At 59.4% G+C, this 22,645-nt stretch carries 22 protein-coding genes; 8 read left to right on the top strand and 14 right to left on the bottom strand.

The window, feature by feature from the left end:
• Positions 1-95: 95 nt before the first annotated feature.
• Genes MD273_RS06310 through MD273_RS06325 form a run of 4 tightly spaced genes read left to right on the top strand, consistent with a single transcriptional unit; the run spans position 96 to position 4,710 of the window.
• Positions 96-896 (top strand): C39 family peptidase, encoded by an 801-nt coding sequence (locus MD273_RS06310; RefSeq protein WP_239036900.1) that lies wholly within the window; start codon positions 96-98, stop codon positions 894-896.
• Between the two features lie 55 nt (positions 897-951).
• Positions 952-1,962 carry a transporter gene (locus tag MD273_RS06315; protein ID WP_239036901.1) on the top strand — a complete coding sequence of 337 codons (1,011 nt, stop codon included), beginning with the start codon at positions 952-954 and terminating at the stop codon, positions 1,960-1,962.
• Positions 1,963-2,000: 38 nt separating this feature from the next.
• The gene (locus tag MD273_RS06320; protein WP_239036902.1) at positions 2,001-3,626 is read left to right on the top strand and encodes an OmpP1/FadL family transporter; all 1,626 of its coding nucleotides are present in this window, start codon (positions 2,001-2,003) and stop codon (positions 3,624-3,626) included.
• Positions 3,627-3,657: 31 nt separating this feature from the next.
• Positions 3,658-4,710 (top strand): MalM family protein, encoded by a 1,053-nt coding sequence (locus MD273_RS06325; protein ID WP_239036903.1) that lies wholly within the window; start codon positions 3,658-3,660, stop codon positions 4,708-4,710.
• A 13-nt stretch (positions 4,711-4,723) separates the two neighbouring features.
• On the opposite strand, the gene MD273_RS06330 is transcribed toward MD273_RS06325, so the two are convergent.
• Positions 4,724-5,746: a polysaccharide deacetylase family protein gene (locus tag MD273_RS06330; protein WP_239036904.1), complete on the bottom strand. Its 1,023-nt coding sequence runs from the start codon at positions 5,744-5,746 to the stop codon at positions 4,724-4,726.
• A complete protein-coding gene (locus tag MD273_RS06335; RefSeq protein WP_239036905.1) occupies positions 5,746-6,474 on the bottom strand; it encodes a DNA-J related domain-containing protein in 729 nt (242 codons plus the stop codon). The genes MD273_RS06330 and MD273_RS06335 overlap by 1 nt, the downstream gene beginning before the upstream one ends.
• Positions 6,475-6,578: 104 nt before the next feature.
• Between MD273_RS06335 and ttcA the strand changes: the two genes are divergently transcribed.
• Entirely contained in the window at positions 6,579-7,499 is a 921-nt protein-coding gene (ttcA, locus tag MD273_RS06340; RefSeq protein ID WP_239036906.1) for a tRNA 2-thiocytidine(32) synthetase TtcA, read from the top strand.
• 13 nt (positions 7,500-7,512) lie between these two features.
• Here ttcA and MD273_RS06345 read toward each other — a convergent pair whose 3' ends face one another.
• The 9 genes from MD273_RS06345 to ccoN form a co-directional block, all read right to left on the bottom strand.
• Positions 7,513-8,187: a sulfite exporter TauE/SafE family protein gene (locus tag MD273_RS06345; RefSeq protein WP_239036907.1), complete on the bottom strand. Its 675-nt coding sequence runs from the start codon at positions 8,185-8,187 to the stop codon at positions 7,513-7,515.
• Positions 8,187-8,423, bottom strand: coding sequence for a cbb3-type cytochrome oxidase assembly protein CcoS (gene ccoS / locus MD273_RS06350; protein ID WP_251068185.1), 237 nt, complete (start codon positions 8,421-8,423; stop codon positions 8,187-8,189). Before ccoS ends, MD273_RS06345 begins: the two co-directional genes overlap by 1 nt.
• Before the next feature lie 49 nt (positions 8,424-8,472).
• A complete protein-coding gene (locus tag MD273_RS06355) occupies positions 8,473-10,920 on the bottom strand; it encodes a heavy metal translocating P-type ATPase (RefSeq protein WP_239036909.1) in 2,448 nt (815 codons plus the stop codon).
• Positions 10,917-11,432: a FixH family protein gene (locus MD273_RS06360; protein WP_239036910.1), complete on the bottom strand. Its 516-nt coding sequence runs from the start codon at positions 11,430-11,432 to the stop codon at positions 10,917-10,919. The genes MD273_RS06355 and MD273_RS06360 overlap by 4 nt, the downstream gene beginning before the upstream one ends.
• A 48-nt stretch (positions 11,433-11,480) precedes the next feature.
• Positions 11,481-12,911 (bottom strand): cytochrome c oxidase accessory protein CcoG, encoded by a 1,431-nt coding sequence (gene ccoG / locus MD273_RS06365; RefSeq protein ID WP_239036911.1) that lies wholly within the window; start codon positions 12,909-12,911, stop codon positions 11,481-11,483.
• Positions 12,912-13,050: 139 nt separating this feature from the next.
• Complete coding sequence (gene ccoP / locus MD273_RS06370; protein ID WP_239036912.1) at positions 13,051-13,941, bottom strand: cytochrome-c oxidase, cbb3-type subunit III; 891 nt, start codon at positions 13,939-13,941, stop codon at positions 13,051-13,053.
• Positions 13,938-14,123, bottom strand: a complete 186-nt coding sequence (locus MD273_RS06375; protein WP_091703324.1) for a cbb3-type cytochrome oxidase subunit 3 — start codon at positions 14,121-14,123, stop codon at positions 13,938-13,940. The genes ccoP and MD273_RS06375 overlap by 4 nt, the downstream gene beginning before the upstream one ends.
• 4 nt (positions 14,124-14,127) lie before the next feature.
• Entirely contained in the window at positions 14,128-14,736 is a 609-nt protein-coding gene (ccoO, locus tag MD273_RS06380) for a cytochrome-c oxidase, cbb3-type subunit II (RefSeq protein ID WP_239036913.1), read from the bottom strand.
• 15 nt (positions 14,737-14,751) lie between these two features.
• On the bottom strand, positions 14,752-16,182 hold the full coding sequence (gene ccoN / locus MD273_RS06385) for a cytochrome-c oxidase, cbb3-type subunit I (RefSeq protein WP_239036914.1): 1,431 nt from the start codon (positions 16,180-16,182) through the stop codon (positions 14,752-14,754).
• Between the two features lie 314 nt (positions 16,183-16,496).
• Between ccoN and MD273_RS06390 the strand changes: the two genes are divergently transcribed.
• Positions 16,497-17,057, top strand: a complete 561-nt coding sequence (locus MD273_RS06390) for an alpha/beta family hydrolase (protein WP_353050310.1) — start codon at positions 16,497-16,499, stop codon at positions 17,055-17,057.
• On the opposite strand, the gene MD273_RS06395 is transcribed toward MD273_RS06390, so the two are convergent.
• Positions 17,026-18,891, bottom strand: a complete 1,866-nt coding sequence (locus tag MD273_RS06395; RefSeq protein WP_239036915.1) for a sensor domain-containing diguanylate cyclase — start codon at positions 18,889-18,891, stop codon at positions 17,026-17,028. The two genes, MD273_RS06390 and MD273_RS06395, sit on opposite strands and share 32 nt — an antisense overlap.
• A gap of 111 nt (positions 18,892-19,002) precedes the next feature.
• Between MD273_RS06395 and rlmM the strand changes: the two genes are divergently transcribed.
• On the top strand, positions 19,003-20,076 hold the full coding sequence (gene rlmM, locus MD273_RS06400) for a 23S rRNA (cytidine(2498)-2'-O)-methyltransferase RlmM (RefSeq protein WP_239036916.1): 1,074 nt from the start codon (positions 19,003-19,005) through the stop codon (positions 20,074-20,076).
• A gap of 10 nt (positions 20,077-20,086) precedes the next feature.
• On the opposite strand, the gene MD273_RS06405 is transcribed toward rlmM, so the two are convergent.
• Positions 20,087-20,377: an antibiotic biosynthesis monooxygenase family protein gene (locus tag MD273_RS06405; RefSeq protein WP_239036917.1), complete on the bottom strand. Its 291-nt coding sequence runs from the start codon at positions 20,375-20,377 to the stop codon at positions 20,087-20,089.
• An 86-nt stretch (positions 20,378-20,463) separates the two neighbouring features.
• Here MD273_RS06405 and tusA point away from each other — a divergent pair, with 86 nt between their 5' ends.
• Entirely contained in the window at positions 20,464-20,703 is a 240-nt protein-coding gene (tusA, locus tag MD273_RS06410) for a sulfurtransferase TusA (protein ID WP_239036918.1), read from the top strand.
• 9 nt (positions 20,704-20,712) lie between these two features.
• Here the strand turns inward: tusA and dsbD are convergent, their stop codons facing one another.
• Complete coding sequence (dsbD, locus tag MD273_RS06415; protein ID WP_239036919.1) at positions 20,713-22,608, bottom strand: protein-disulfide reductase DsbD; 1,896 nt, start codon at positions 22,606-22,608, stop codon at positions 20,713-20,715.
• Positions 22,609-22,645: the final 37 nt, after the last annotated feature.

Below are 22,645 nucleotides of genomic sequence, written 5' to 3' on the forward strand. Positions count from 1 at the left end.
GTTATCTTTAAGGGGTCCGGTATTTCGGTATCTTACCGTAACAACATGTAACCCGATTAACACTGCGGGTCATCAAAACAGGAACCTCATCTGACATGCTGCTGGTGCTCGCCGGATCCATTCTTACATTCACCATGGTGCAGGAAGCAACCGTGGTGGAGCCGTTCGAGAAAGGCTCCATTGTCATCGAGCAGGACGTGGATGCAAGTCCGGTAAAACTGCGTTCGGATTTCCGGGTGGAGCCACTGGTCGAACAAAAGTACCGGAACATCGTCCGGCAGGCGTACGACTATAGCTGCGGCAGTGCGGCCCTGACCACGGTGCTCAACTACTATCTCGGCCGCACCCTGTCGGAACGACAGGTAATGGAGGGGTTGCTGCATTACGGTGAGAGCGAACGCATCGTTCAGCGCCGCGCCTTTTCCATGCTGGACATGAAACGACTGGTGACAGCTCTCGGTTACCCCTCCGGCGGCTTCCGGGCGAGCATCGAAGACCTCATCGACCTCGATCACCCGGCCATCGTTCCGATCCACCATGCCGGTTTCAAACACTTCGTGGTACTGCGCACCATCCGGGATGGTCGGGTCTACCTGGCGGATCCTTCGGTGGGCAACATTTCCTTCACCCTGGCCCAGTTCGAGGAAAAGTGGGACGACAATGTGCTGTTTATCGTGTTTCCCGGAAGTGACAAACCCCTCGATAACCTCGAGCTGAAAGAGGAAGACCTGCGCTTTGTAGACGACCAGACCATGACCTTGCCGGCACTGGAACGGATTCCGGATTTCCACGAGGCCACGGAAAGACGCATTAACAACTTGCTCGAACGCCAGAAAAACAATCCGGACGGTAGTGTCGAAAACACCCGAAAACAATTGCATTACCGCCGCAACTAATTCCCGGGCGCAAGACCCGGCACAGAATCACTACAAATAAAATAAGGGAGTCAGGATGAATCGTTGGTTTGTGCGAGGTTTTATCCTTGTTTCCGCCACAGCGCTGTTTCCAGGCCCAGTGCTGGCTCAGGAAGGAAGCGTGGACCAGGCCCGGGAAGCGCTGGCCAGGCAGGAGGGGGACGAGGACGCCTCCAAGCAGCTGGAAGAAGTGTTTCAGGCTGCCGAGAAGAACTACTCTCTGCAGAAGAAAGGCACTCACTCGCTGAACTATTCGTTTGATTATTCCTACACTGCGGACCAGCGTCTCGACCTGGCCATTACCAACGGCTCGGTCCGCAATCTGGACGTGGTTCCGTCCGCCACCCACAACTTTACCAATGCCTTTTCCTACGATTACGGGCTGCTGGACAACCTTACTGTCGGCACCCGCATTCCTCTGGTCGTCAAATACGATACCGAGGATGAGCTGAGCATCTACGACTTTGGCGACGTGTCCTTTACGGGCCGCTGGCAGCCATTTGCCTATGTGCCGGGCAAAATGTCGACGACCTTTTTCGGCACGCTGACCACCAAGACCGGCGTCAGCCCCTACGAAATCGACATCAAGGAACAGCTGTCCACGGGCAGCGGCTACTACTCTGCGGGCGGGGGCGTGAGCCTGTCCAAGGTCCTGGATCCCGTTGTGGTTTTCGGATCTGTGAGCGCCACCTACAACCTTCCGGCCGAGGACCTGAACCAGGTTCGCGGGGCCCGTCTGCTGGTGGAGGTCGAGCCCGGATTCGGCCTCTCCGGCTCGGCCGGCTTTGCCTATTCGCTTTCCTACGACATCTCCCTGAGCATCTCGGCCCAGTTGAGCTACAGCGACGAAACCATCCTGACCTTCTCTAACGGCGAGCAGGCCGTGGCTCAGGACCAGATGACCGGTTTCCTGAGCATGTCGCTCGGGACCCGTGTCAGCGATACCACCATCGTGAACACCAGCCTGGGCATCGGCCTGACCGAGGATGCGCCGGATTTCTCCGTGGGGGTATCCCTGCCCATTAACTTCTCTGGTCTCAAAGAGTGAGTGTTGCGGTCCACGAATTACGGGAAGGGAAGGCATTCATGGGACATAACAGCCACCAACGGCAGATTCTCGGGGCACTGATCGCCACGACCATCTCGTTTGGCGCCCAGGCCCAGCTGGCTCAAAACCTGACGATTCACCCCAAGGCTCTGGCGTTGGGTAACGCGGTCACGGCAGATCCACCCGGGGTGATGGCCATTCACTACAATCCGGCGGGGCTGACCAGGCTGGACGGTCGTCAGCTTGAAGTAAACCTGATGAGTGTCTACCTCGATATCGACGCGGATTTCACCGCCCCGGAGGGCTATGAAATCTTCGGTATTGACGGCCTGGAGACGGACCCGCTGACGGGTAAACAGCGGGATCCCGTCGCCAACACCCACAGTCATACCAACAACGTGGCCCTGTATCTGCCAGGCTATGGCATTCTGCGGGCTCCGCCGGGACCGGCGGTGGCACCCTCGGCCGGTATCAGCGTCAATCCGCCCGGGTCGAAGCTGACGTTTGCCAACGCGTTCTACCTGCCCCTGGCCGCCGGCTTCTATCGCGACAAGGATGATCCGGGCCGTTATCAGCCTCAGGCCACGGCGCTGCAGCGTACGACCTATCTGTCACCCACCGTCGGGTATGAGATCAACGACCAATGGTCGGTGGGTGCGGGTATTCATCTGTCCCATATGGGGATTGCGGCTGACCAGTATATGCGTGCCCCGAACATGCTGCTCGGGGTCGCCGAGATCCTGCAGGACGCGTTCAACTGCGAAAGCGGGGATGAGCCGCTCCAGCCCTGGTTGGCGCTTTGCGGCGGTAATGTCGGGCCCTGGGACGATATCGGTGCGCTGAACATCAACGTTCAGGAAACCCTCTCACCCACCTATGCCCTGGGAGTGATGTGGGAGCCGACGGATTGGTTCCGGTGGGGGGCGAGCTATACCTCCGAAGCCGACATGAACATGAAGGGCACCTTCGAGATCGAGTACACCGACGACTGGTCCGGATTCTGGCAAAGCGTTAACGGCTCGGTGCTCGGCGCCATCACCTCGGCGATTCTCAGTCTGCCATCGGGCGCGCCGCGGGAAGCCGGGAATGTCAGTATGGACCTGGTGTACCCGCAGCACTTTCAGACCGGTATCAGCATGGATGTGCATCCGTTGCTGACCCTCAATGCCGACATCGGCTGGACGGATTACGCCCAGTGGGATGCCTTTGTATTCCGCTTCGACCGGAACCTGGAATTCCTGAATGCCGCACGGATTCTGTCGCCGGACAACGCCACCCCAAACACCCTGCGCCTGCCCCTCGGTTTCAAGAGCCAGTGGAACTGGGCCTTCGGTGCGGAGTTTCATGTATCGTCCCGCCTTGACCTGCGGGCCGGTGTCGAGATCCGTGACTCGGTGATTCCCGACGACCAGCGACAGGTCATGGCACCCTTTGGCGGCGCCAATCTCTACAGCGTGGGTATGGGTTACAAATGGGACAAGGACACCGAGATCGACATGAATCTCAGTTACCTGCACTCGATCGAAACCATTCCCGCGGATACCAGCTGCAACGTCAACTGCGATAACATCACCAATATCATCTACAACCCCTATGCCGGTCTGGATATCAAGACCTCTCTGCGGGTGGTGATGGCCGGTCTCAGTTTCCGCACAAAATTCTGACCGTCCGCCTGGCTATCGAAAGGTAAGCGCCGTGACCCGAAACATTTGCCGCCAGATCCTGCTTGTTGCTGCTGTCGCCGTGGTGGCCGGATGCCAGGTTGGTGGGGCTCCGGTCAGCGAACGGGAGGGCTATTTCACCTGGGTGGATGAGCAGGGGCGGGTACGCTATTCGCCGATTCCGGACCAGCCCGAGGCCGGGGGCACCGACACGCAGAAGCGCGTATCTGCCGGTGAGCAGGCCTCTGTGCCCCCGGAGACCGGGAAACACGGTACTTCGGGTCTTGAGGAGGACGACGAATACACACTTGAGAACTACCCCGATGCCGAGCAACTGGCCCGCGATGGCTATGTCCGGCCGGGGGAGCCGAGGCCCTACTTCACCTGGCGGGATGCAGAGGGCAATATTCGGGTCAGTTATTACACCCCGGACACCCGGACCGATGTCCAGAAGGGCAGAGTGGCTCCGCCGGTTGAAATAACGCCCGCCCGGATTCACCAGCCCGGTCCGGCTCCGGAACCCGCCGCCCCCGTGGAGGGCTACGATCCGGATGCCTTCGCGATTCTGGGCATCGAGGGAAAAGACCGGTTTTTCGATCGGTTTGCCTCACGTTGTTGTGAAACTATCACCGCACGCGAGCGCCAGGCCTGGCCCCCTGGCCGGGAGTTCGAGGTGGATATCCGTGGGGCATCGGACCGCCATGATTTCAGTACTGGATCGAGCCCCTTTGCGTTGCTTGCCCTTCCCAGTGCTCGGGAATATCCCGATTTCGTCTTCCGACTGCGCTCTTTTGCCCGAGACGGGTTGTTTGTGCCATCACTGGCCTTCCTTGATGGGAATCTCCGGCCGGTTCGGGTGGTGACGGACATGGCGATGGTATTCGAACCCGAGAGCTGGCATTCCCGGGCTTACCTCGAAGCCTGGCTGCCTGCGTTCCCGGCCCGGGGTGAACGATGGGTACTCATCTTCACCCGTGCCGAGGATCTCAGGGGGCAAACGGTGACAGAAACCAAACGGGGCCCGCTATCGATACCACACGCCAGTGAGGGTGAACTGTCGCTCAGGCTCGTGACCGGCGGGGACTGATGTCCTCACTTGGTCAGTCTTCCGGTTGGCTCAGGTCCAGCCACGGCTGGGACAGCCAGTAGAAGCGTCCATCGTCGGCTGGATGAGTGCAGTTGTAACGGAAGCGCCGACTGTCGAAAGCTTCCGGGGCCTGGACCCGGGCCCGCCCATCGTCGGTGGCGTTGACAGCTATCCGGCCCATCCCGGATGCAAAACAGTTAAGCCCGGAAACGGTCAGGGGGTCGTCCAGTGCGAACTCGAGGATTGGCGGATTCCGGGTTATTACACCATCCGGAAGGTCTTCGGCCTCTACGGGAAAGGCGCGGCTCAGCAACTTGTTCTCCAGGCTGTCCAGCTGGCCGTAGGCGTCGGCCATGGGGAACCGTGGAAGCCGCGTGGGAGCCGAATGGATTCCGATGGCACCGGAATGCTGACTATAGCCATACCAGCCCCTGTCTGACAGATGCGCTTCCAGGGCGGCATCGAATTCCCCGTAGGGATAGGCAAACATCGGGGTGTTGATATCCAGGCGTTGCCGAAGCTCCTGTTGGGCGCCATCAAGGCTCTCCTGGACACGCTTTTGCCACTGTCTCGAGGATTCTCCCGGTTTCCTGGGGAGATGGCCGTGATCGGTACTGTGGTTTGCCAGGGTGACACCCTCGCGGCCTGCCAATTCCTCCAGCTGGTCCCACGTCATGTAGCCGGGCCGGCCAACGGCATTGGTATTGACGAACACCGTGTAGGGATAACTCCGGGACGCCAGTATGGGCGCTGCCGTGGTGTACACCGAGTCATAGGCATCATCAAAGGTCAGGGCGATGGCATTCGCTTCATTGCTCTCCTGCAGCGCGGTGCGTGTCCCGGACAGCAGGGGGACGACCTCCAGTCCGAGGTCGTCAATCATTTCCAGCTGGGCCTCGAACAGGGAAACGGACGTGCTGGTAGCGGGAGGCGTGGAATCGCTGACATGGTGATACTGGAGGACTACCAGATCCGCCCGCACAGAGGTACTGAAGAGCGCCATTGCGGATAGAGTAAAGGCAAGAATTCTTGGCATCAGGAATTCCCTCTGTCTGAGTGTCGATCAGGCCGGAAGTGGGCCTTGAGCAGGGAAAAGGCACGGTTCAGCTCCTGCACTGATTCCGTGTCGCCGCCGCGGTCCGGATGTGCCTCCATGATCGCGCGGCGGAACCGGTGCTTGATGCTGACAAAATCTCCCGGAATGGATTCGAAGCCCAGCGACTTTGCCGCCTTGAGCAGCTCGCTCCGTGGGGGAGCCTCAGGCGCTCTCCCGGACCAGAAGTCTGCCATCATTTTCCGGATTGTGTCTTCAGGCATCCGGTACCGTTCGAGATCCAGGTAGAAACGTCGCAATCCGTCTTCCCGGTCAGGCAGACCGGTGCCCGAAACAACCGGCTGCGTTGTCAGCCTGATATCCAATGGCGATATTTCCAGGCATTCGCCGGCCTCTGCCAACTGATCCCGTAGCCGGTAGAGTACGTGGAACAACAGGAAATGGACGGGATAGAGCTTTTCCGGGTCACTGAAACTGACCTCTCCGATCAGTTCCCAGGGGGGGGCCTGGAGCGAACGGATCAGGGCCAGCTCGCTGGTGCCTCGGGGCGCCTGGCGGAGTTCGTGTTCCACAGCCACGAGCAGGTGCTGGATCTGGTGATCAAGTATACGGGTGGAGGCCTCGGCGTTCCCCCGGGCGGTCAGGGCAGTGTCACTCATGGACGGTATGGTAGGCCAGAGCACTGCTTCAGGGAAGGCTTGTCCTTTCATCGGGTTTATCGTGCGGTTGCAGTATATCCCTATCCGGTATCCTGTCCCTGCAACCCCGTGATGCGTATAATCGCAGCCTCATTGACCTCAAGAACGTGATTGTTATGTCCGAAGCTATGATCGCCAATGCCGCTGACCAGTCCCCCGCTTCCGAGCAGGATCGGCGCCAGAAACTGGAGCTGAACAAACTGCAGAAACGTTTGCGCCGTGAAATGGGCCAGGCGATTGCCGATTTCTCGATGATTGAAGCCGGTGACAAGGTCATGTGCTGCCTCTCCGGTGGCAAGGATTCCTACGCCATGCTGGATATCCTGCTCAACCTCCAGAAGAGCGCGCCCGTCTCGTTTGAACTGATTGCCGTCAACCTGGATCAGAAGCAGCCCGGTTTTCCGGAGGAGGTGCTGCCGGAGTATCTCGAATCACTGGGAATCGAGTACCACATCATCGAGAAGGACACGTACAGCATCGTCAAGGAGAAGGTGCCTGAAGGGAAGACCACTTGTGGTCTGTGTTCCCGCCTGCGGCGCGGCATCCTCTACAACTTTGCCGAGGAGCACGGGGTCACCAAGATTGCCCTCGGCCATCACCGGGATGACCTGCTCGAGACCCTGTTCCTGAACATGTTCTACGGGGGCAAGCTCAAGTCCATGCCGCCGGTGCTCCACAGTGACGATGGCCGAAACACCGTCATCCGCCCGCTGGCCTACGCCCGTGAAAAGGATATCGCCCGCTACGCTGCGCTTCGGGAGTTTCCCATCATTCCCTGCAACCTGTGTGGCTCCCAGGAAAACCTTCAGCGCCAGGTGATCAAGGATATGTTCCAGACCTGGGACAAACAGCACCCTGGCCGGCTGGAAACCATGTTCCGGGCCATGTGTAACGTTGAGCCGTCCCACCTGGCCGATCCGAACCTGTACGACTTCAAGGAAGGCAAGCGCCTCGGCGGCAAGCGTCAGGCAGTGGTTCAGTCGGCGGAGCCGGAAACAAGCCCGGATTTCGGTCGCCTGGACGTCCTCAACATCTAGGTGATTGCCACCGTCAGAACAGTGGCAGCGTCCACAGGCCGAAGAGCACAAGCAGCGCGCCGCTGACTTTCCGGACAGCGCGATGCTTCTGCACTCCGCGAATCCAGTTGGCGGCATAACCGGTCGCCAGCATGGAAGGCAGGGTGCCCAGGCCAAAGAAAAACATGGTGAGTGCGGCCGAGGGGACAGACGGTTGCAATGCCGCCCATCCCAGGGTGCTGTAGACCAGGCCGCAGGGCAGCCAGCCCCAGAGAGCACCGAGTGCCAGCGCCTGTCCCGGCTGGTTGATCGGCATCAACCGGCGCGTCAGCGGTGATAGCTTCCGCCAAACCGGAGCACCGACGTTCTCCACATAGCGGATACCCTGCCACCACTGACCCATGGACAGGCCCATGAAAATCAGCAGCACCCCCGCGATGGTCCGCAACACCGTTCCGGCAAGGGCCCATTGGCTGGCGGCGCCCGTGCTGAGGATTGCAATCAATGCCGCGATCAGAGTGTAGCTTCCGATTCTTCCAAAGTTGAAAGCGAGCAACATCATTGACTGACGGAATCGGAATCCCCGACCGACCGGCAGGGCCATGGACAGCGAGGCGCTGATACCGCCGCACATTCCCAGGCAGTGGGTGCTACCAAGCAGGCCGATCAGAAAGGCGCTGGGATAGCTCAGGTAGAGATCTGCTGCCATCAGGTTTTCGGTCCGGCACTGTCCGGGCCTTCTTGCCCCGCATCCTGCTCCGGTTTGTCATCGTCCTGGTCCGGTTTGTCGGTCCGGGCCTCCCGGGGAATCATGTCCTTGTCATCGTCATAGAGGATGCGATGGGCCGGGCCTTCCACGTCGTCGTACTGGCCGTTCTTGACTGCCCAGGCAAACAGGGCGATCCCCACGGCAACCAGAATCAGCATCAATGGTACGAGGACCATTACAATCTGCACGGCTCTTACCTCGTTTCGAAGTGTGACTTTTACGGTATCAGGACAACGCCTCGGCACCAACCGGTACCGGTCTGGCTGCATCCCGGCTGTTGCCTGCACTCAGCCTGAGTGCGTTGAGTACCACGATCAGCGAGCTGGCAGACATCCCGATTGCAGCCAGCCAGGGCGGGACCAGCCCTGCGGCAGCCAGAGGCAGGGCACAAAGGTTGTAGGCCAGGGCCCAGATCATGTTCTGACGGATCACCCCTCGGGTCTGCCTGCTGGTATTGAGTGCTTCGACCAGTTGTCTGAGCTGTCCATTGAGAAGCACGGCATCGGCTTTAAGCTGGGTCAGGTCGGCGGCACTCCCCATGGCCACCGAAAGCCCGGCACCGGCCATGGAGGGGAGGTCGTTCAGCCCGTCCCCGACCATCATCACCTTGTGGCCTTCGCTGGTGAGTTCCTCGAGCACCTCAAGCTTCTGTTCCGGAGACGCCTGACCAATGGCTTCGGTGATGCCCAGCGCCCCGGCGACCCGGGCCACGTGCCCACTTCGGTCGCCACTGAGCAGAATGGTGCGAATCCCCTCCTTCTGGAGGGCCTTGATGGTCTCGGCGGCATCGGTGCGTGGCTCGTCATCGAGTCGGAAGCAGGCCAGCCATTCGGTTTCGGAGGCCAGCCAGATCTCCATGCCGGTGGATTCACTGCGCTCCGGCAATGGTGCCGAGGTGTGTTGGGCCACAAAGTCCAGGTGGCCGATGGCATAGCTCTGTTCCCCCAGCTGCCCGGTCAGACCGCCTCCGACATGGTTACGGACATGTTCGATGGCCGCAGCGGGGCGATCATGAAACACACGGGCGATCGGGTGCTCCGAGAATTTCTCCAGGCCGGCGGCAAGGTACAGACAGGTTTCGTCATCCTGGCTGCCGATGCTGTGCTGGCCCACAAGGCTCAATTCGCCTCGCGTGAGTGTCCCGGTCTTGTCAAAGATGACCGTATCGATCGTGTTCATGGACTCCAGGGTGTGCCCCCGGGTGGGCAGGAACCCCAGCTTCCGCAGCCGCATGGTCGCCGCGGTAATCGCGGTCGGCGTCGCCAGGGACAGGGCGCACGGGCAGGTGACTACCAACACTGACAGCGTGATATCGAAAGCGTTGTCGGCACCTGCCAGCCACCAGCCGATCCAGACCAGAGGCGCAAGAATCAGGACCCTGCCGACAAATTTGCCGGCGATCCGGTCTGCCATGCGGGCAACCGGCGGCTTCTCGGACTGGACCCGGTCCAAGACCCGGAGAATACCGGAGAGTCGTGTCTGGGCGCCGGACTTCTCCACGAGCACATCGAGGGCGTTCTCGCCGTTAATGCTACCGGCGTGGACCTTGTCCCCGGGCCCTCGGGATTCGGGCAGGTATTCTCCGGTCAACGCCGCTTCGTTGAGAGTGGACTCACCCCGCACGATGCTGCCGTCCACCGGCAGGGTCTCACCCGGACGGACCCTGACCACATCGCCCGGGCGGATATCGTGGGCCGGAACAATGTCGGTTTCGTTTCCGTTCACCCGTGCCGCCACGGCCGGCTGGAATCCTGCCAGGGCATTGCCGGTCAAACCTGCGCGGTAGCGGGCCTGGACTTCGACGTAGCGGCCGAGCAGCAGAAAGAAAGTAAACATGCACACCGACTCAAAATAGACCTCTTCGCCGCCGAATACCGTCACCCAGGCGCTGGCCGCGTATGCGAGGCCGATGGCAATGGCGACAGGAACGTCCATGGTCAGGTGCCGGCTGCGGATGTCCCTTCGGGCGTTGCTGAAAAAAGGCCGGGCGCTGTAGAACACCACCGGCGTCGCGACCAACAGGCTGAACCAGCGGAAAAATGCCACGAACTCCGGAGACAGATCGTTGACCAGCTCGAAGTAGAGTGGGAAGGCGAGCATCATGCTCTGGAATGACCCGATACCCGCCACCGCCAGGCGAATCAGCATCGAGCGGTGCTCCGCTTTCAACTGCTCCTCGACTTCATCGGCCTGGTAGGGGCGCGCGGTGTACCCGAGCTGGTGGATCGCGACCAGCAGATCACTCAGTCTGACCTGATCTGGTGACCAGACCAGTCTGGCTCTCTGGGTGGTGTGGTTGACCGAAAAACTCTGGACGCCCGGCTGCTGCTTCATGTGGTTCTCGAGCAGCCAGATGCAGGCGGCACAGGTAATGCCGCCGATCAGCAGGTTAGCCTCCTGACCACCTTTGACGGGCGAGACGAAAGATTGCTGGACCAGGGGATGGTCCAGCTCGCGCAGGCGCGTGAGCTCGGCCGCCGACAGCTCCCGGGGTGTTACCGCGGGCTCTGTCCGGAAGTCATAGAAGCCTGTCAGACCTTCGCTGTGGATGGTCTCGCAAACCGCCTTGCAGCCCTGGCAGCAAAAGTACCTTGTGGTGCCGTCCAGCTCCAGGGTGATGGGTGGGTTCCCTTCGGCAGGCTCGCCGCAATGGAAGCAGTCCAGGGTACTCACCCCTTAACGGGTTTTTCCGCCTGAATGGTCAGGCCATCTTCCGTTGGCAGCCAGGCCTCGCCCTTGAGGCGCCACTTGTTCTCGGGCCCCCGCAGATCGTAGTACCAGCGGCCCTCGATGTCGTGAAGCATGGTGCCTGAGTAATAACCGCTGCCTTCATTCCGGAACTGGATGGTGCGGTCCCGCTCCGCCAGGGTGGGGTGGAACAGGTTCAGCACCACGTACGGATACTGGGCAGGGCCGGCGTCGGTATCGAGTTTCAGGGTCACCTTGCGGTCATCGAAATTCATTTCACCGACCATACCCATGCTGTAGGCGAGTTGGTCACGAGCGATCTCGAGGTTGATACCGCGCCCTTCCTTGGAGTAGTCGTCGGTTACCATGGTGTCCTTCATGTTACTGGCGACCACAATCATGACGGTACACCAGACAATGGCCGCCAAAGGGAAAATGGTCAGGAACCAGAACCAGGGTTGGCGGTACCAGGGTGCCACCGGGGCGTGTTCACTCATAATGCTTCATCTCTATTCAAGCCGGTTAACCGGAGCTAATTGTACAAATCAGCGCGTTGGACCGACAAACCGGCTTTCAGTTTCAAGTTTCAGTGACGGATCTGTTTCGGAAACTGCCCGGAAACGAATCTCGTTGTTGGATTCGGCGATGGACTCGGGTGGAACGTCCACCACCGTCGGCAGGGAGCGGTTCTCGCCACTTTCAACGGTCACTCTGGTGTCGGTCAGGATCTGGATGTCCTCGAGGCCGCTCACAGAGATCGAGAAAACCTGTGGTACTTCGGTCATGTTGGCAATCTTCAACGTATAGGAGTTCTCGATCCGGCCCTGACCATTGAAACTGTACAATGCGCCACGATCACGCAGGGCGTCCATCTGGGCCGGCACCCGGGTGGCGATGGTAACGATGATTGCTGAAATCATCAGTACCAACATGATGCCGTAGCCAAAGGTTCGGGGGCGGAGCAACTTGGATTGCTTGCCTTCGAGCTCATTCTCCGTGGTGTACCGGATCAGACCCGTGGGATAGTTCATCTTCTCCATGACTTCGTCACAGGCATCGATACACAGGGCGCAGCCGATGCACTCGTACTGGAGTCCGTCCCGGATGTCGATGCCGGTGGGGCAGACCTGGACACACTGACCACAGTCGATGCAGTCCCCCAGGCCCAGTTCCTCCGGATCAACGCCTTTCTTGCGGCTGCCCCGGGGCTCGCCACGGTTCGGGTCGTAGGAGACAACCCGGGTGTTCGGGTCGAACATCACCGACTGGAAGCGCGCATACGGGCACATGTACAGGCATACCTGTTCACGCATCCAGCCGGCGTTCAGATAGGTGGCCACGGTGAAGAAGGCCACCCAGAAGTAGGCCCAGCCATTGGCATGGAGAGTGAACAGGTCGCCAATCAACTCGCGAATGGGGTAGAAATACCCGACAAACGTGAGGCCGGTTGCCAGCGCAATCAGCAGCCAGACTGCATGCTTGGCGGATTTCTTCGCTATTTTGGCGCCGGAATTCGGTGCCTTGTCGAGCTTCATCCGCTTGTTGCGGCTACCTTCGATCCGCTCCTCAACCCACATGAAGATAAAGGTCCACACCGTTTGCGGGCAGGTATACCCACACCAGACCCGGCCAAACAGCGTGGTGATAAAAAACAGACCGTAGGCGCAGATGATCAGCATCCCCGACAGCAGGATGAAATCCTTGGGATAGAAGGTCATGCCGTAGAGGTGGAATTCCCGTGCAGGGAGGTCGAAATGGATCAGCGGCTGGCCATCGATGGTGATCCATACGAACAGGAAATACATACCCATCAGGAGGGTCAGACTTACGTTCCGAATTCGCTGGAAGAAGCCTTTTACTTCCTTGACATAGATCTTCTTTCGGCTCGCGTAGAGCTCAACGGTTTCGGTTTTTTTGTTTTTGTTGGAGGAATCAGACGAAGGGTCAACCTGTTTGACCGGAATCTCACTGCTCATCGTAACCTCCCGATGAAAGGATAAAACGGGGAGCGGGCCTCGGTGGGTCTGCTGATCTTTTCAAGCCTGTGCCCGCGCGGGCAGACACAGGGTTGAAAAGACCGGGCCAGGGCAGGGATGCGCCCCGGCCGGATCATTCTCAGTTGGACAGGCTGTAAACGTAAGCCGCGAGGATCTGGATCTGGTCCTCGGTCAGGCGTCCGGCCTGGGCGGGCATCTGGTTCTGGCGACCGTTCATGACGGTTTCCTTGATCCAGTCGTAGGTGGACCCGTACAGCCAGGTGTTGTCAGTCAGGTTCGGTGCGCCCATGGCCTGGTTACCCTTGCCATCCGGGCCGTGGCACGCCACACACGCCTGCTGGAATACCTGCGCTCCGGCTTCGGCTGCCTCAGGATCCTCGGCACGACCGCTGAAGCTCAGCACATAGTTCACCACCTGATCCACCTGCTCGTTGGTCATGCTGGGCATGGTGCCTTTGGCGGGCATGTTGCCCATACGGCCATTGTGCAGGGTTTCGAGGATGGCATCCGGCGTGCCGCCGTAGAGCCAATCATCGTCGGTCAGGTTCGGGAAGCCAACCTGGCCGCGGGCCGCAGAGCCGTGGCATACCGCGCAGTTGTTGGCGAACAGGCGCTGGCCGATCTTCAGGGCGTCCTCGTTGGTAGCCAGTTGTGGTACCGGGGTATCGCCATACTGGGCATAGATTTCGCCATATTTCTCTTCGGCCGCGGCCACTTCGGCTTCCCACTGGTTGGTGGAGGTCCAGCCCAGCAGGCCCTTGTAGTTACCGAGGCCCGGATACAGTGCCAGATAACCGAGAGCGAACACACAGGTCGCCATGAACAGATAGAACCACCACTTTGGCAGAGGGTTATCGTATTCCTCAATGCCATCGAAGGAATGGCCCATGGTGCGGTCTGTTTCGACATCAGTGGTCTGGTTCTTCCGGGTTGCCCACAGAAGCCAAGCACAGCCAAAAACAGTACCGAGCACGATCACACTGATCCAGATGCTCCAGAAGGTACTCATTGTTTCTTCTCCGTTTTTTCCTGTTCGAGAGTACGCTTTTCCACGTCGTCATCGTCAAAGGGCAGGTGTGCCGCTTCGTCATTGGCCTTCTTGCGGTGGGCACTGTAGGCCCACCAGACGATGCCAAGGAAGATCGCCATTACCAGAAGGGTGTGAATTCCGCGTAACTCATTGATATCCATGGGATCACCGTTTGTCTGAAATCACAGTACCCAGCTGCTGCAGGTATGCGACCAGCGCTTCAATTTCGAATTTACCCTGAATGTCGGCGGACGCAGCGGCGATCTGCTCGTCGGTGTATGGTACGCCGAGTGTTTGCAGGGTCTGCATCCGGTCATCGATGCTTTCATGATCGACACGGTTCTCGAACAGCCAGGGGAACGCCGGCATGTTGGATTCCGGTACCACACTGCGCGGGTTATACAGATGCTGGCGCTGCCAGGCATCGGAATAACGTCCGCCAACACGGGCGAGGTCCGGGCCGGTACGCTTGGAACCCCACAGGAACGGGCGGTCGTAAACGAACTCACCCGCAACGGAGTAGTGGCCATAGCGCTCGGTTTCCGCACGGAAAGGACGGATCTGCTGGGTATGGCACACATGGCAGCCTTCGCGGATGTAGATATCCCGGCCTTCCAGCTCCAGAGCGGAGAGGGGCTCAAGACCCTCAACCGGCTCATTGGTCTGCTTCAGGAAGAACAGGGGCACAACTTCCACCAGGAACCCGCCACTGATGGCCAGAACGATCAGCACGATCATCAGGCCAATGTTCTTTTCAATAATTTCGTGTTTCATCTGATCTCTCTCCCGTTACGCCGCCTGAGCCGCAGCGCTGTCAGCTGCAACCGCTTCTTTCTGACGAACGGTCATGTACACGTTGTATGCCATGATCAGCATGCCGCTCAGGAAGATCACGCCACCCAGGAAGCGGACGAAGTAGCCCGGGTAGGAGGCTTCCAGGGCTTCCACGAAGCTGTAGGTCAGGGTGCCGTCTTCGTTCACTGCGCGCCACATCAGACCCTGCATGATGCCGTTAACCCACATGGCAACGATGTAGAGAACGGTGCCGACGGTGGCCAGCCAGAAATGCACGTTGATCAGGGCTGTGCTGTACATGGCCTGCAGGCCCCAGAGTTTCGGGATCAGGTGGTAGACCGCACCGATACTGATCATGGCAACCCAGCCCAGCGCACCGGAGTGAACGTGGCCGATGGTCCAGTCAGTGTTGTGAGACAGTGCGTTTACCGTCTTGATGGACATCATCGGGCCTTCGAAGGTAGACATGCCGTAGAAGGACAGGGAGACCACCAGGAAGCGGAGGATCGGATCGGTGCGAAGTTTGTGCCAGGCACCGGACAGGGTCATCATGCCGTTGATCATGCCGCCCCAGGACGGAGCCAGGAGGATCAGGGACATAACCATGCCTGCGGTCTGCGCCCAGTCAGGCAGTGCAGAGTAGTGCAGGTGGTGGCCACCGGCCCATACGTAGGTAGCGATCAGCGCCCAGAAGTGAACGATGGACAGGCGATAGGAGTAAACCGGACGGTTGGCCTGCTTGGGAACGAAGTAATACATCATGCCCAGGAAGCCGGCGGTCAGGAAGAAACCGACGGCGTTGTGGCCATACCACCACTGCATCATGGCGTCGGTGACACCGGCGTATGCAGAGTAGGACTTGAAGGCCGTGGCGGGCAGCGCCATGTTGTTGCCGATGTGCAGGGCCGCAACCGTGATGATGAACGCACCGTAGAACCAGTTGGCCACGTAAATGTGCGGCGTGCTCCGCTTCATGATCGTTCCGAAGAACACCAGGGCGTAGGTTACCCAGACCACGGCGATGGCGATGTCAATCGGCCACTCGAGCTCGGCGTACTCCTTGGATGTAGTAAGGCCCATTGGCAGGGTGATGGCTGCTGCCACAATGATTGCCTGCCAGCCCCAGAAAGTGAACGCCGCCAGACCGTCCGATATCAGGCGGGCCTGACACGTACGCTGGACTACGTAATAGGAGGTGGCAAACAAGGCACTTCCGCCAAAGCCGAAGATAACGGCGTTGGTATGCAGCGGCCGGAGCCGGCCGAAGTGGGTAAAGGGCAGGTCGAGGTTGAGGGATGGCCAGACGAGCTGCGCTGCGATCAGCACACCCATAGCCATTCCTACAATACCCCATACCACTGTCATGATGGCGAACTGTCTCACCACCTTGTAGTTGTATGTCAGGTTTGCATTTACTGTGCTCATAGCCTTACCAATGGGTTTAGGATGGGGAATTATGCGGGCGCAAGTATGGAGAAACCATTAGCTGTTTGCAATGACTCAGGTCAACTCCTGATATCCGTCAAATTCACCGAAATCAGCGACATGGCGAGCATGTGAATCATTCGCGAAGAGAGGGTTGCGCCCTGGGTAATTGCTGCTTGCTATCGGGTATGATAGCCCCTGATCTGGCAGAGGTGAATTCAGTGGAATTGATTAAGAGCAATTACTACGAAAATCAGCCGAAAGTCGTAATGGTTCTGGCCCATGGTGCTGGCGCACCGGCTGATTCGCCCTTTATGAACGAGCTTTCCGCTGCCCTGGATGCGGAGGGGGTCGCGACGGTGCGGTTCGAATTTCCTTATATGGAAAAGCGGCGGCAAGATGGTAAGAAACGACCACCGGACCGGCAGCCCCGACTTCTCGAGCGTTTCCGGAGCGTCCTTGCGACGGTACGGGCAGAGGTTGGAGATGCGTGCCCCGTTGTTATCGGGGGCAAATCCATGGGCGGTCGAATGGCCAGCATCCTTGCGGCAGAAGACGCCGGAATAGATGGGGTGGTGTGCTTCGGTTACCCGTTTCATCCCCCGGGCAAGCCCGACAATTGGCGTGTCGACCATTTTCCCCGGATTGATTGCCCCATCCTGGTGATTCAGGGAACCCGGGATCCATTCGGCAAGCCCGATGAAGTTGCTGGGTGGCAGGAGGAGCTCGGAGCCTGCCAGGTCGTCTGGCTGGAGGGTGGTAATCACGATTTCCAACCGCTGGCCCGTCAGCCGGAATCCCGACAGGATCTGATCGGGAAGGCTGCCAGTCAGGTCCGCTCATTTACTGAGTCGAGGGTATGTTCCAGTCGATAGGCTCACCCTCCGCGATCTGAACCCGGTCGCGTCCGGAGGCTTTGGCCCTGTACAAGGCATCATCGGCGCGGCGGAACAGTGTTTGCTGATCTTCCCGGCTGGCAAGTTCGGCGATGCCGGCGCTCAGGGTCATGGTCAGGGTCTTTCGGTCAGGTGTTTCCAGGGAGGTGTTCCGGAGTTCATCGAGGATCGCCTGGCAAACCTTGCGGGCGCCCTCGCTGTCGGCGCCTGGTAACAGTACTGCAAATTCCTCGCCGCCGAAACGGATGGCAATATCCCTGGGCCGTTTTACATGGCGGGTGAGGATATCGGCAATCAGTTGCAGGCAGGTGTCCCCGAATCCATGGCCCCAGGTGTCGTTCACCGCCTTGAACCGGTCGGCATCGATCAGGGCAAGGGTAAGGGGTTGCCCGGTTCTCCGGGCCTCGGCACAGAGTTCCGGCAGGATATTGTCCAGGTGACGGCGGTTGTACAGGCCGGTCAACGGATCGTTCAGGCTCAGTGCGGCCAGTTTTCGGTTGGCTTGTTCCAGCTCCCGCATGGCGTTGCGTAACTGGGAAGTGCGTTCGTGAACCTTGAATTCCAGCTGGGTGCGGGCCTTGTGCTCCACGTCCAGCAGTTTCTGGTTGAGCAGGCGCCAGCGCTGGACCATGGCGTAGTTCAGCAGGATGACCTGACCGCCAATGGTTACCTGCATCAGCGATTCCCGGGCGAGGAAATCGGCAAGATAGCCGAAAGCGGCCAGGGCATAGATCAGGGCACCTACGAGCATGACCATCCAGGACAGCAGGTACCAGATGGCGGGCGGATAGCCCTGGCGCCAGCGGATACCCGCCGAAACCAGCAGGCTGGCGATGACGCTCAGCGCCAGCACCGTGTTGAGGATGATCGTCTTGTTATAAGGAAGAATGAAGGTAAGCACCAAAAGGACGATACATAACCAGGCCTGGGCCTTGAGGGTGGTGTTGGCGAGCGTGTCCGGTTTCACTTCGAGGAACGAGCGACCGAAGAGGGTCATTGCCAGAGCACAAAGGGCCAGCGCCAACGGAATGGATGTATTGGCAAAGCCCGCGCTCTCCGGCCAGAAATACTGGTTGGCAAAGCCGCCCATGGCGAACAGAAACAGACCCATCGCGGCCATGTAAAAGGCATTGTAGAAATAATAGACCGTTCCGGAGCTGAAGAATAAAAGCAGGTTGAAAGCGCCAAAGATCGCCAGCGCACCATAGAACAGCCCATGAGTGAGGGTAAGGTGGTTGCTGGTGGCGATCACCTCGGCCGGAGTTTCCAGGGAAAGGGGCACATTGAGGGCGCCGCTGCTGCGGATTCGGATCGTTACCTCACGCAGTTCCCCGGCACCGATGGTGACGGGCAACAGGAAATACCGATAGTCTATGCCCCTGGATGCAAACGGATATTGGTCGCCGGTTGCGAGTTTAGCGATGGCGCCATCACTGTCGTAGGTCCAGAATGTGACCTCGTCGAGCAGGGGATAATCCAGCTTGAGATACCAGAGGCCGCGGGTGTTGCCGCTATTGATCAGTTGCAGTTTCAGCCAGTAAACGGATTGGGTATGGCTGAACACCAGATCGTGGCCATCCGCCGGGGACCAGGCCAGTGATTCGGGCAGCTCCTCCGGCGATAGCGCCTGGTGGGCGGCTTCTTCCGGATCGGCGCTGTAGTAGCAGACATGGTTCATCAGATTATGCCGGGCGCTGTCGTCGGTCACATCAAGTAAGGGGCACGTGTCCGTAATGCCTGGCTGACCGGCCCAGACCAGGGCAGGAAGGCAGCAGATCATGGCTACAGACATCAGCCGGGTCAGAAGTGACATTCAGTGCTTCCAGCAAGAAAGTGAGCTGGAAGTGTAGCCAACGTACACAATCTTCACTGTTAAACAGTTTCAAATTTGCGGCTTTCAGCAAGAGTCCGCTACAGGGGCAGCATGGAACAGATTCTCGCATTCTGTCGGCCCGGCTTTGAGGCCGAGGCCGGACGTGAACTAATGGATTCCGCGATGGAAGCGGGGTTGTATGGTTTTTTCGAACCCGTCAGGGGTGAGGGGGTGGTCTGGTTTTCACTGCCCGGTCCGGAACCCGCGGAAGAGCTGTTGGCCAGGGTAAGGCTTGAGAACCTTGTATTTGTCCGCGATTGGCTGGTTGTGCTTGGTCGGCTGGAACTGCCAGCGGAGGACCGTGTGGGTGCCATCATTGAAGGGCTCCGCCAGCTGGACGGGGGCGTGCCGGAATGCGCCCGGGTCGAAGTTCGTCTGCTGGAGAACAATACCGACAAGGACCTGGGCAACTTTGCGCGGAAGTGGATGGCGCCGCTGTCCCGGGGGCTCCGGGGTGCAGGATGGCTGCAGGCTGCAGAGGCCGAGACGCCTGCGCGACTGGAGATCTTTCTGACCGATTTCGGCCATGCCGTGGTCGGTTTCAGTCTCCGCAGCAATTGTGCCCGTTTTGTCGGTGGTATCCCGCGGCTCCGTTTACCTTCCTCGGCGCCGAGTCGCTCGGCGCTAAAACTGGAAGAGGCCTGGAAGGTATTTCTGCCACCCGGACAGGAGTTGGACTATCTGGGAGGCGGAAAGAAAGCTGCGGATCTCGGCGCGGCACCCGGTGGCTGGACCTGGCAACTGGTGCGTCAGGGCATGCTGGTGACCGCGGTCGATAACGGGCCAATGGATTCTGAGCTTATGGCCTCCGGCCAGGTCGAACATGTGCGCGCCGATGGATACAGCTGGCGACCGAAGCGCGCCATTGACTGGATGGTTTGCGACATTGTGGATCAGCCGCGAAAAACAGCACGTTTGGCCGTGGACTGGGTCGGTTCCGGATTATGCCGTTTTACGGTATTCAACCTGAAGTTGCCGATGAAAAAGCGCTATGAAGAATGGTTGATCTGCCGGGATATCATTGAAGAGGGACTGGGCCGGGCGGGCGTCGGCTTCCGCCTGCACGCACGCCACCTGTATCATGACAGGGAAGAGATCACCTGCTTCATCGAACGCACAGGCTGACCGGAGTCGATCAGATTGCGTTCTGCTGCAGCACTGTGACGGCTTCATCCTTGTCCATCATGGGGATCAGTTCCGCCATCAGGTCCCGGCGTTCCGGCGAGTGGAACCAACGATCCCAGTCGGCTTCCGAGCGCCAGTTGGCCAGGGTGATCCGGTGATTGGGGTCGTGGCTGTCGACGAGGGTCTCTCCGGAGATGAAACCGGGCGCTGCCACTGCCTGCTGAAGCACAAGGCGGGCCCTTTGTTCATAGGCCTCTTCCAGGGATTCGGCGATATGGCGTTCGATCAAAACCCGTATCATGGTTATCCTCCAACTTTTTTACCTGTTATAAACAGTAATTTAGCACGTATTTCTGAAAAATCAGCTGAACCAGAAGGAGACAACGTTTGACGGCCAGTGAATTTGACGCTGAACTCGATGCCCGTGGCCTGTTCTGCCCCGAGCCGGTAATGATGCTCCACAATCGCATCAGCGATGTCGAACCTGGTGGCGTGTTGCGTGTGGTGGCTACCGACCCTTCCACCACCCGGGACATTCCGCGCTTCTGTCAGTTTCTCGGTCACGAGCTGATCAGTCAGGCAGAGCAGGAGGGGGAGTTTGTCTATCTGATCCGTCGGGGCGGATAACCCGGGCCGTCAGGTCCGGATCGGTAACTGCTCAAGGTGTTGCAGGAACTCCTCCTTGTCCATCTCGCCCAGGATTCTCTGGTTTTCCAGTTCCTTGCCGTCAGCCCGGTAGAACAGGATCGCAGGCGGCCCGAACAGGCCCAGCTCATTGAGCAGCCCCTGCTGTTCCGGTGTGTTTCGGGTCATGTCAATCTGCAGCAGGGTGTAGGACGACAACGCCTGACCCACCTGGGCATCGCTGAAGACGTTGCGTTCCATGACTTTGCAGGAAATACACCAGTCCGCGTAGAAGTCGAGCATGACCGGTTGATTCTGGTCGCGGGCAACCTTTAACAGTCGGCGAATCTCCGCAGGTTCTTCGACTCTCCGGAATCCGGCGTGTGCGTCATTCGCATTGCTTGCGGGGGCCGATGACGCGACCGTGAAGGGCGCCAGTGGTTTGAGTGGGTCGTTGGCGCCACCGACGGCCCCGGCGAGCAACGCCAGACCGTAAGCAAACATGACCAGCCCCAGACCCTTGCGGGTCCGTTGCCATCCGGCCCGGGCGGCGTCAAAGGCGCCGAGCTGAACCCCCGTGACCGCAATCAGTAATCCCCAGAGCGTCAGCGCCACCCACGCCGGTACCAGCCGTTCCACCAGCCAGATCGCAACCGCCAGGAGCATGACGCCATAGAAGTGTTTTACGGCGGTCATCCAGTGACCGGTGGTGGGCAGCAACTTACGGCCGCCAACCGCAACCAGGATCAGCGGGACGCCCATGCCGAGCCCAAGCGCGAACAGGGCTACACCGCCTGTTACCGCATTCTGTGTGGTGGAAATATACAACAGGCTGCCTGCCAGTGGCGCTGAGACGCAGGGAGAAACGATCAGTGCCGAGAGCGCTCCGATGCCGAAAATACCCGCGACCCGTGAAGCGGTCAACTTGTGACTGGCGTTGTTGAGCGGATCCCGGATAAACCGGGGAAGCTGGATCTCGAACAGGTCAAACATGGACAGCGCGAATACCACGAACAGTGTGGCAAAGATGCCCAGGACCCATGGAGACTGGAGCTGCGCCTGCAGATTGAAACTGGCGCCCAACAGTCCGGTCAGAACACCTGCAGCGGCATAGGTCAATGCCATTCCCAGTACATAACTTCCCGAGAGCATCAGGGCATGGCCCGTGGTGCGGGTGTTATGCCCCGAAACCAGGGTTGAGATGATAGGCACCATGGGCAGGACGCAGGGAGTAAAGGTCAGGCCCAGGCCCAGCAGGAAGAACAGCCCGGCAATGACCAAGACGGACTGCTTTGAGAGAAAGCCCGCCAGACCCGTCGCCGAATCCGTGTCGACAGACGCCGGGGCGGTGCCGGCTGCACCGGAGTCCGCGGTGTTGCCGGTCGTGGCTGCACTGGCGCCCGAACCACCGGGGTAGTACAGGACTTCCCGCGTCTGGGGCGGATAGCACAGCCCTGCTTCTGCACAGCCCTGGTAAGTGACCTCCAGCGTGGCTTCCCGGACGCCATCCGGCAGCGTGACTGGCACCCGAGCCTCCACCGGCTCGTAGAAGACGGTTACTTCACCAAAGAATTCGTCATTGGTGGTTTCACCCTGCATCGAGAACGAGGGCTCGCCGAGCGTGACGCCGTCGGTGACGGCGGCGACACTGACCCGATTCTGGTACAGATAGTGGCCGGGAGTAATGCTCCAGTTCAGCGAGACAGACCCCTGATCCGTGGTATAGCTGAAGGGCAGAGCCTCATCGACCGGCAGGAAATCGCCGCCCCCGCCGAAAAGGCTTGAGCCGGAACCCGAACTGCCGAGCGCGTAGGCCGGGGACACAAACAGGGCCAGGCAGGTTGCCAGGATGGCGAAAAGGGTAAGAGCTGTCTGGTAAATGCGTTCGGCAAGGCTCGGGCTTGTCATTTGCAGTGCAATTTCCCGGTTGTAAGTGTATGAATGG

This window comes from Marinobacter sp. C7 (assembly GCF_022343555.1).
Taxonomy (GTDB): Bacteria; Pseudomonadota; Gammaproteobacteria; order Pseudomonadales; family Oleiphilaceae; genus Marinobacter.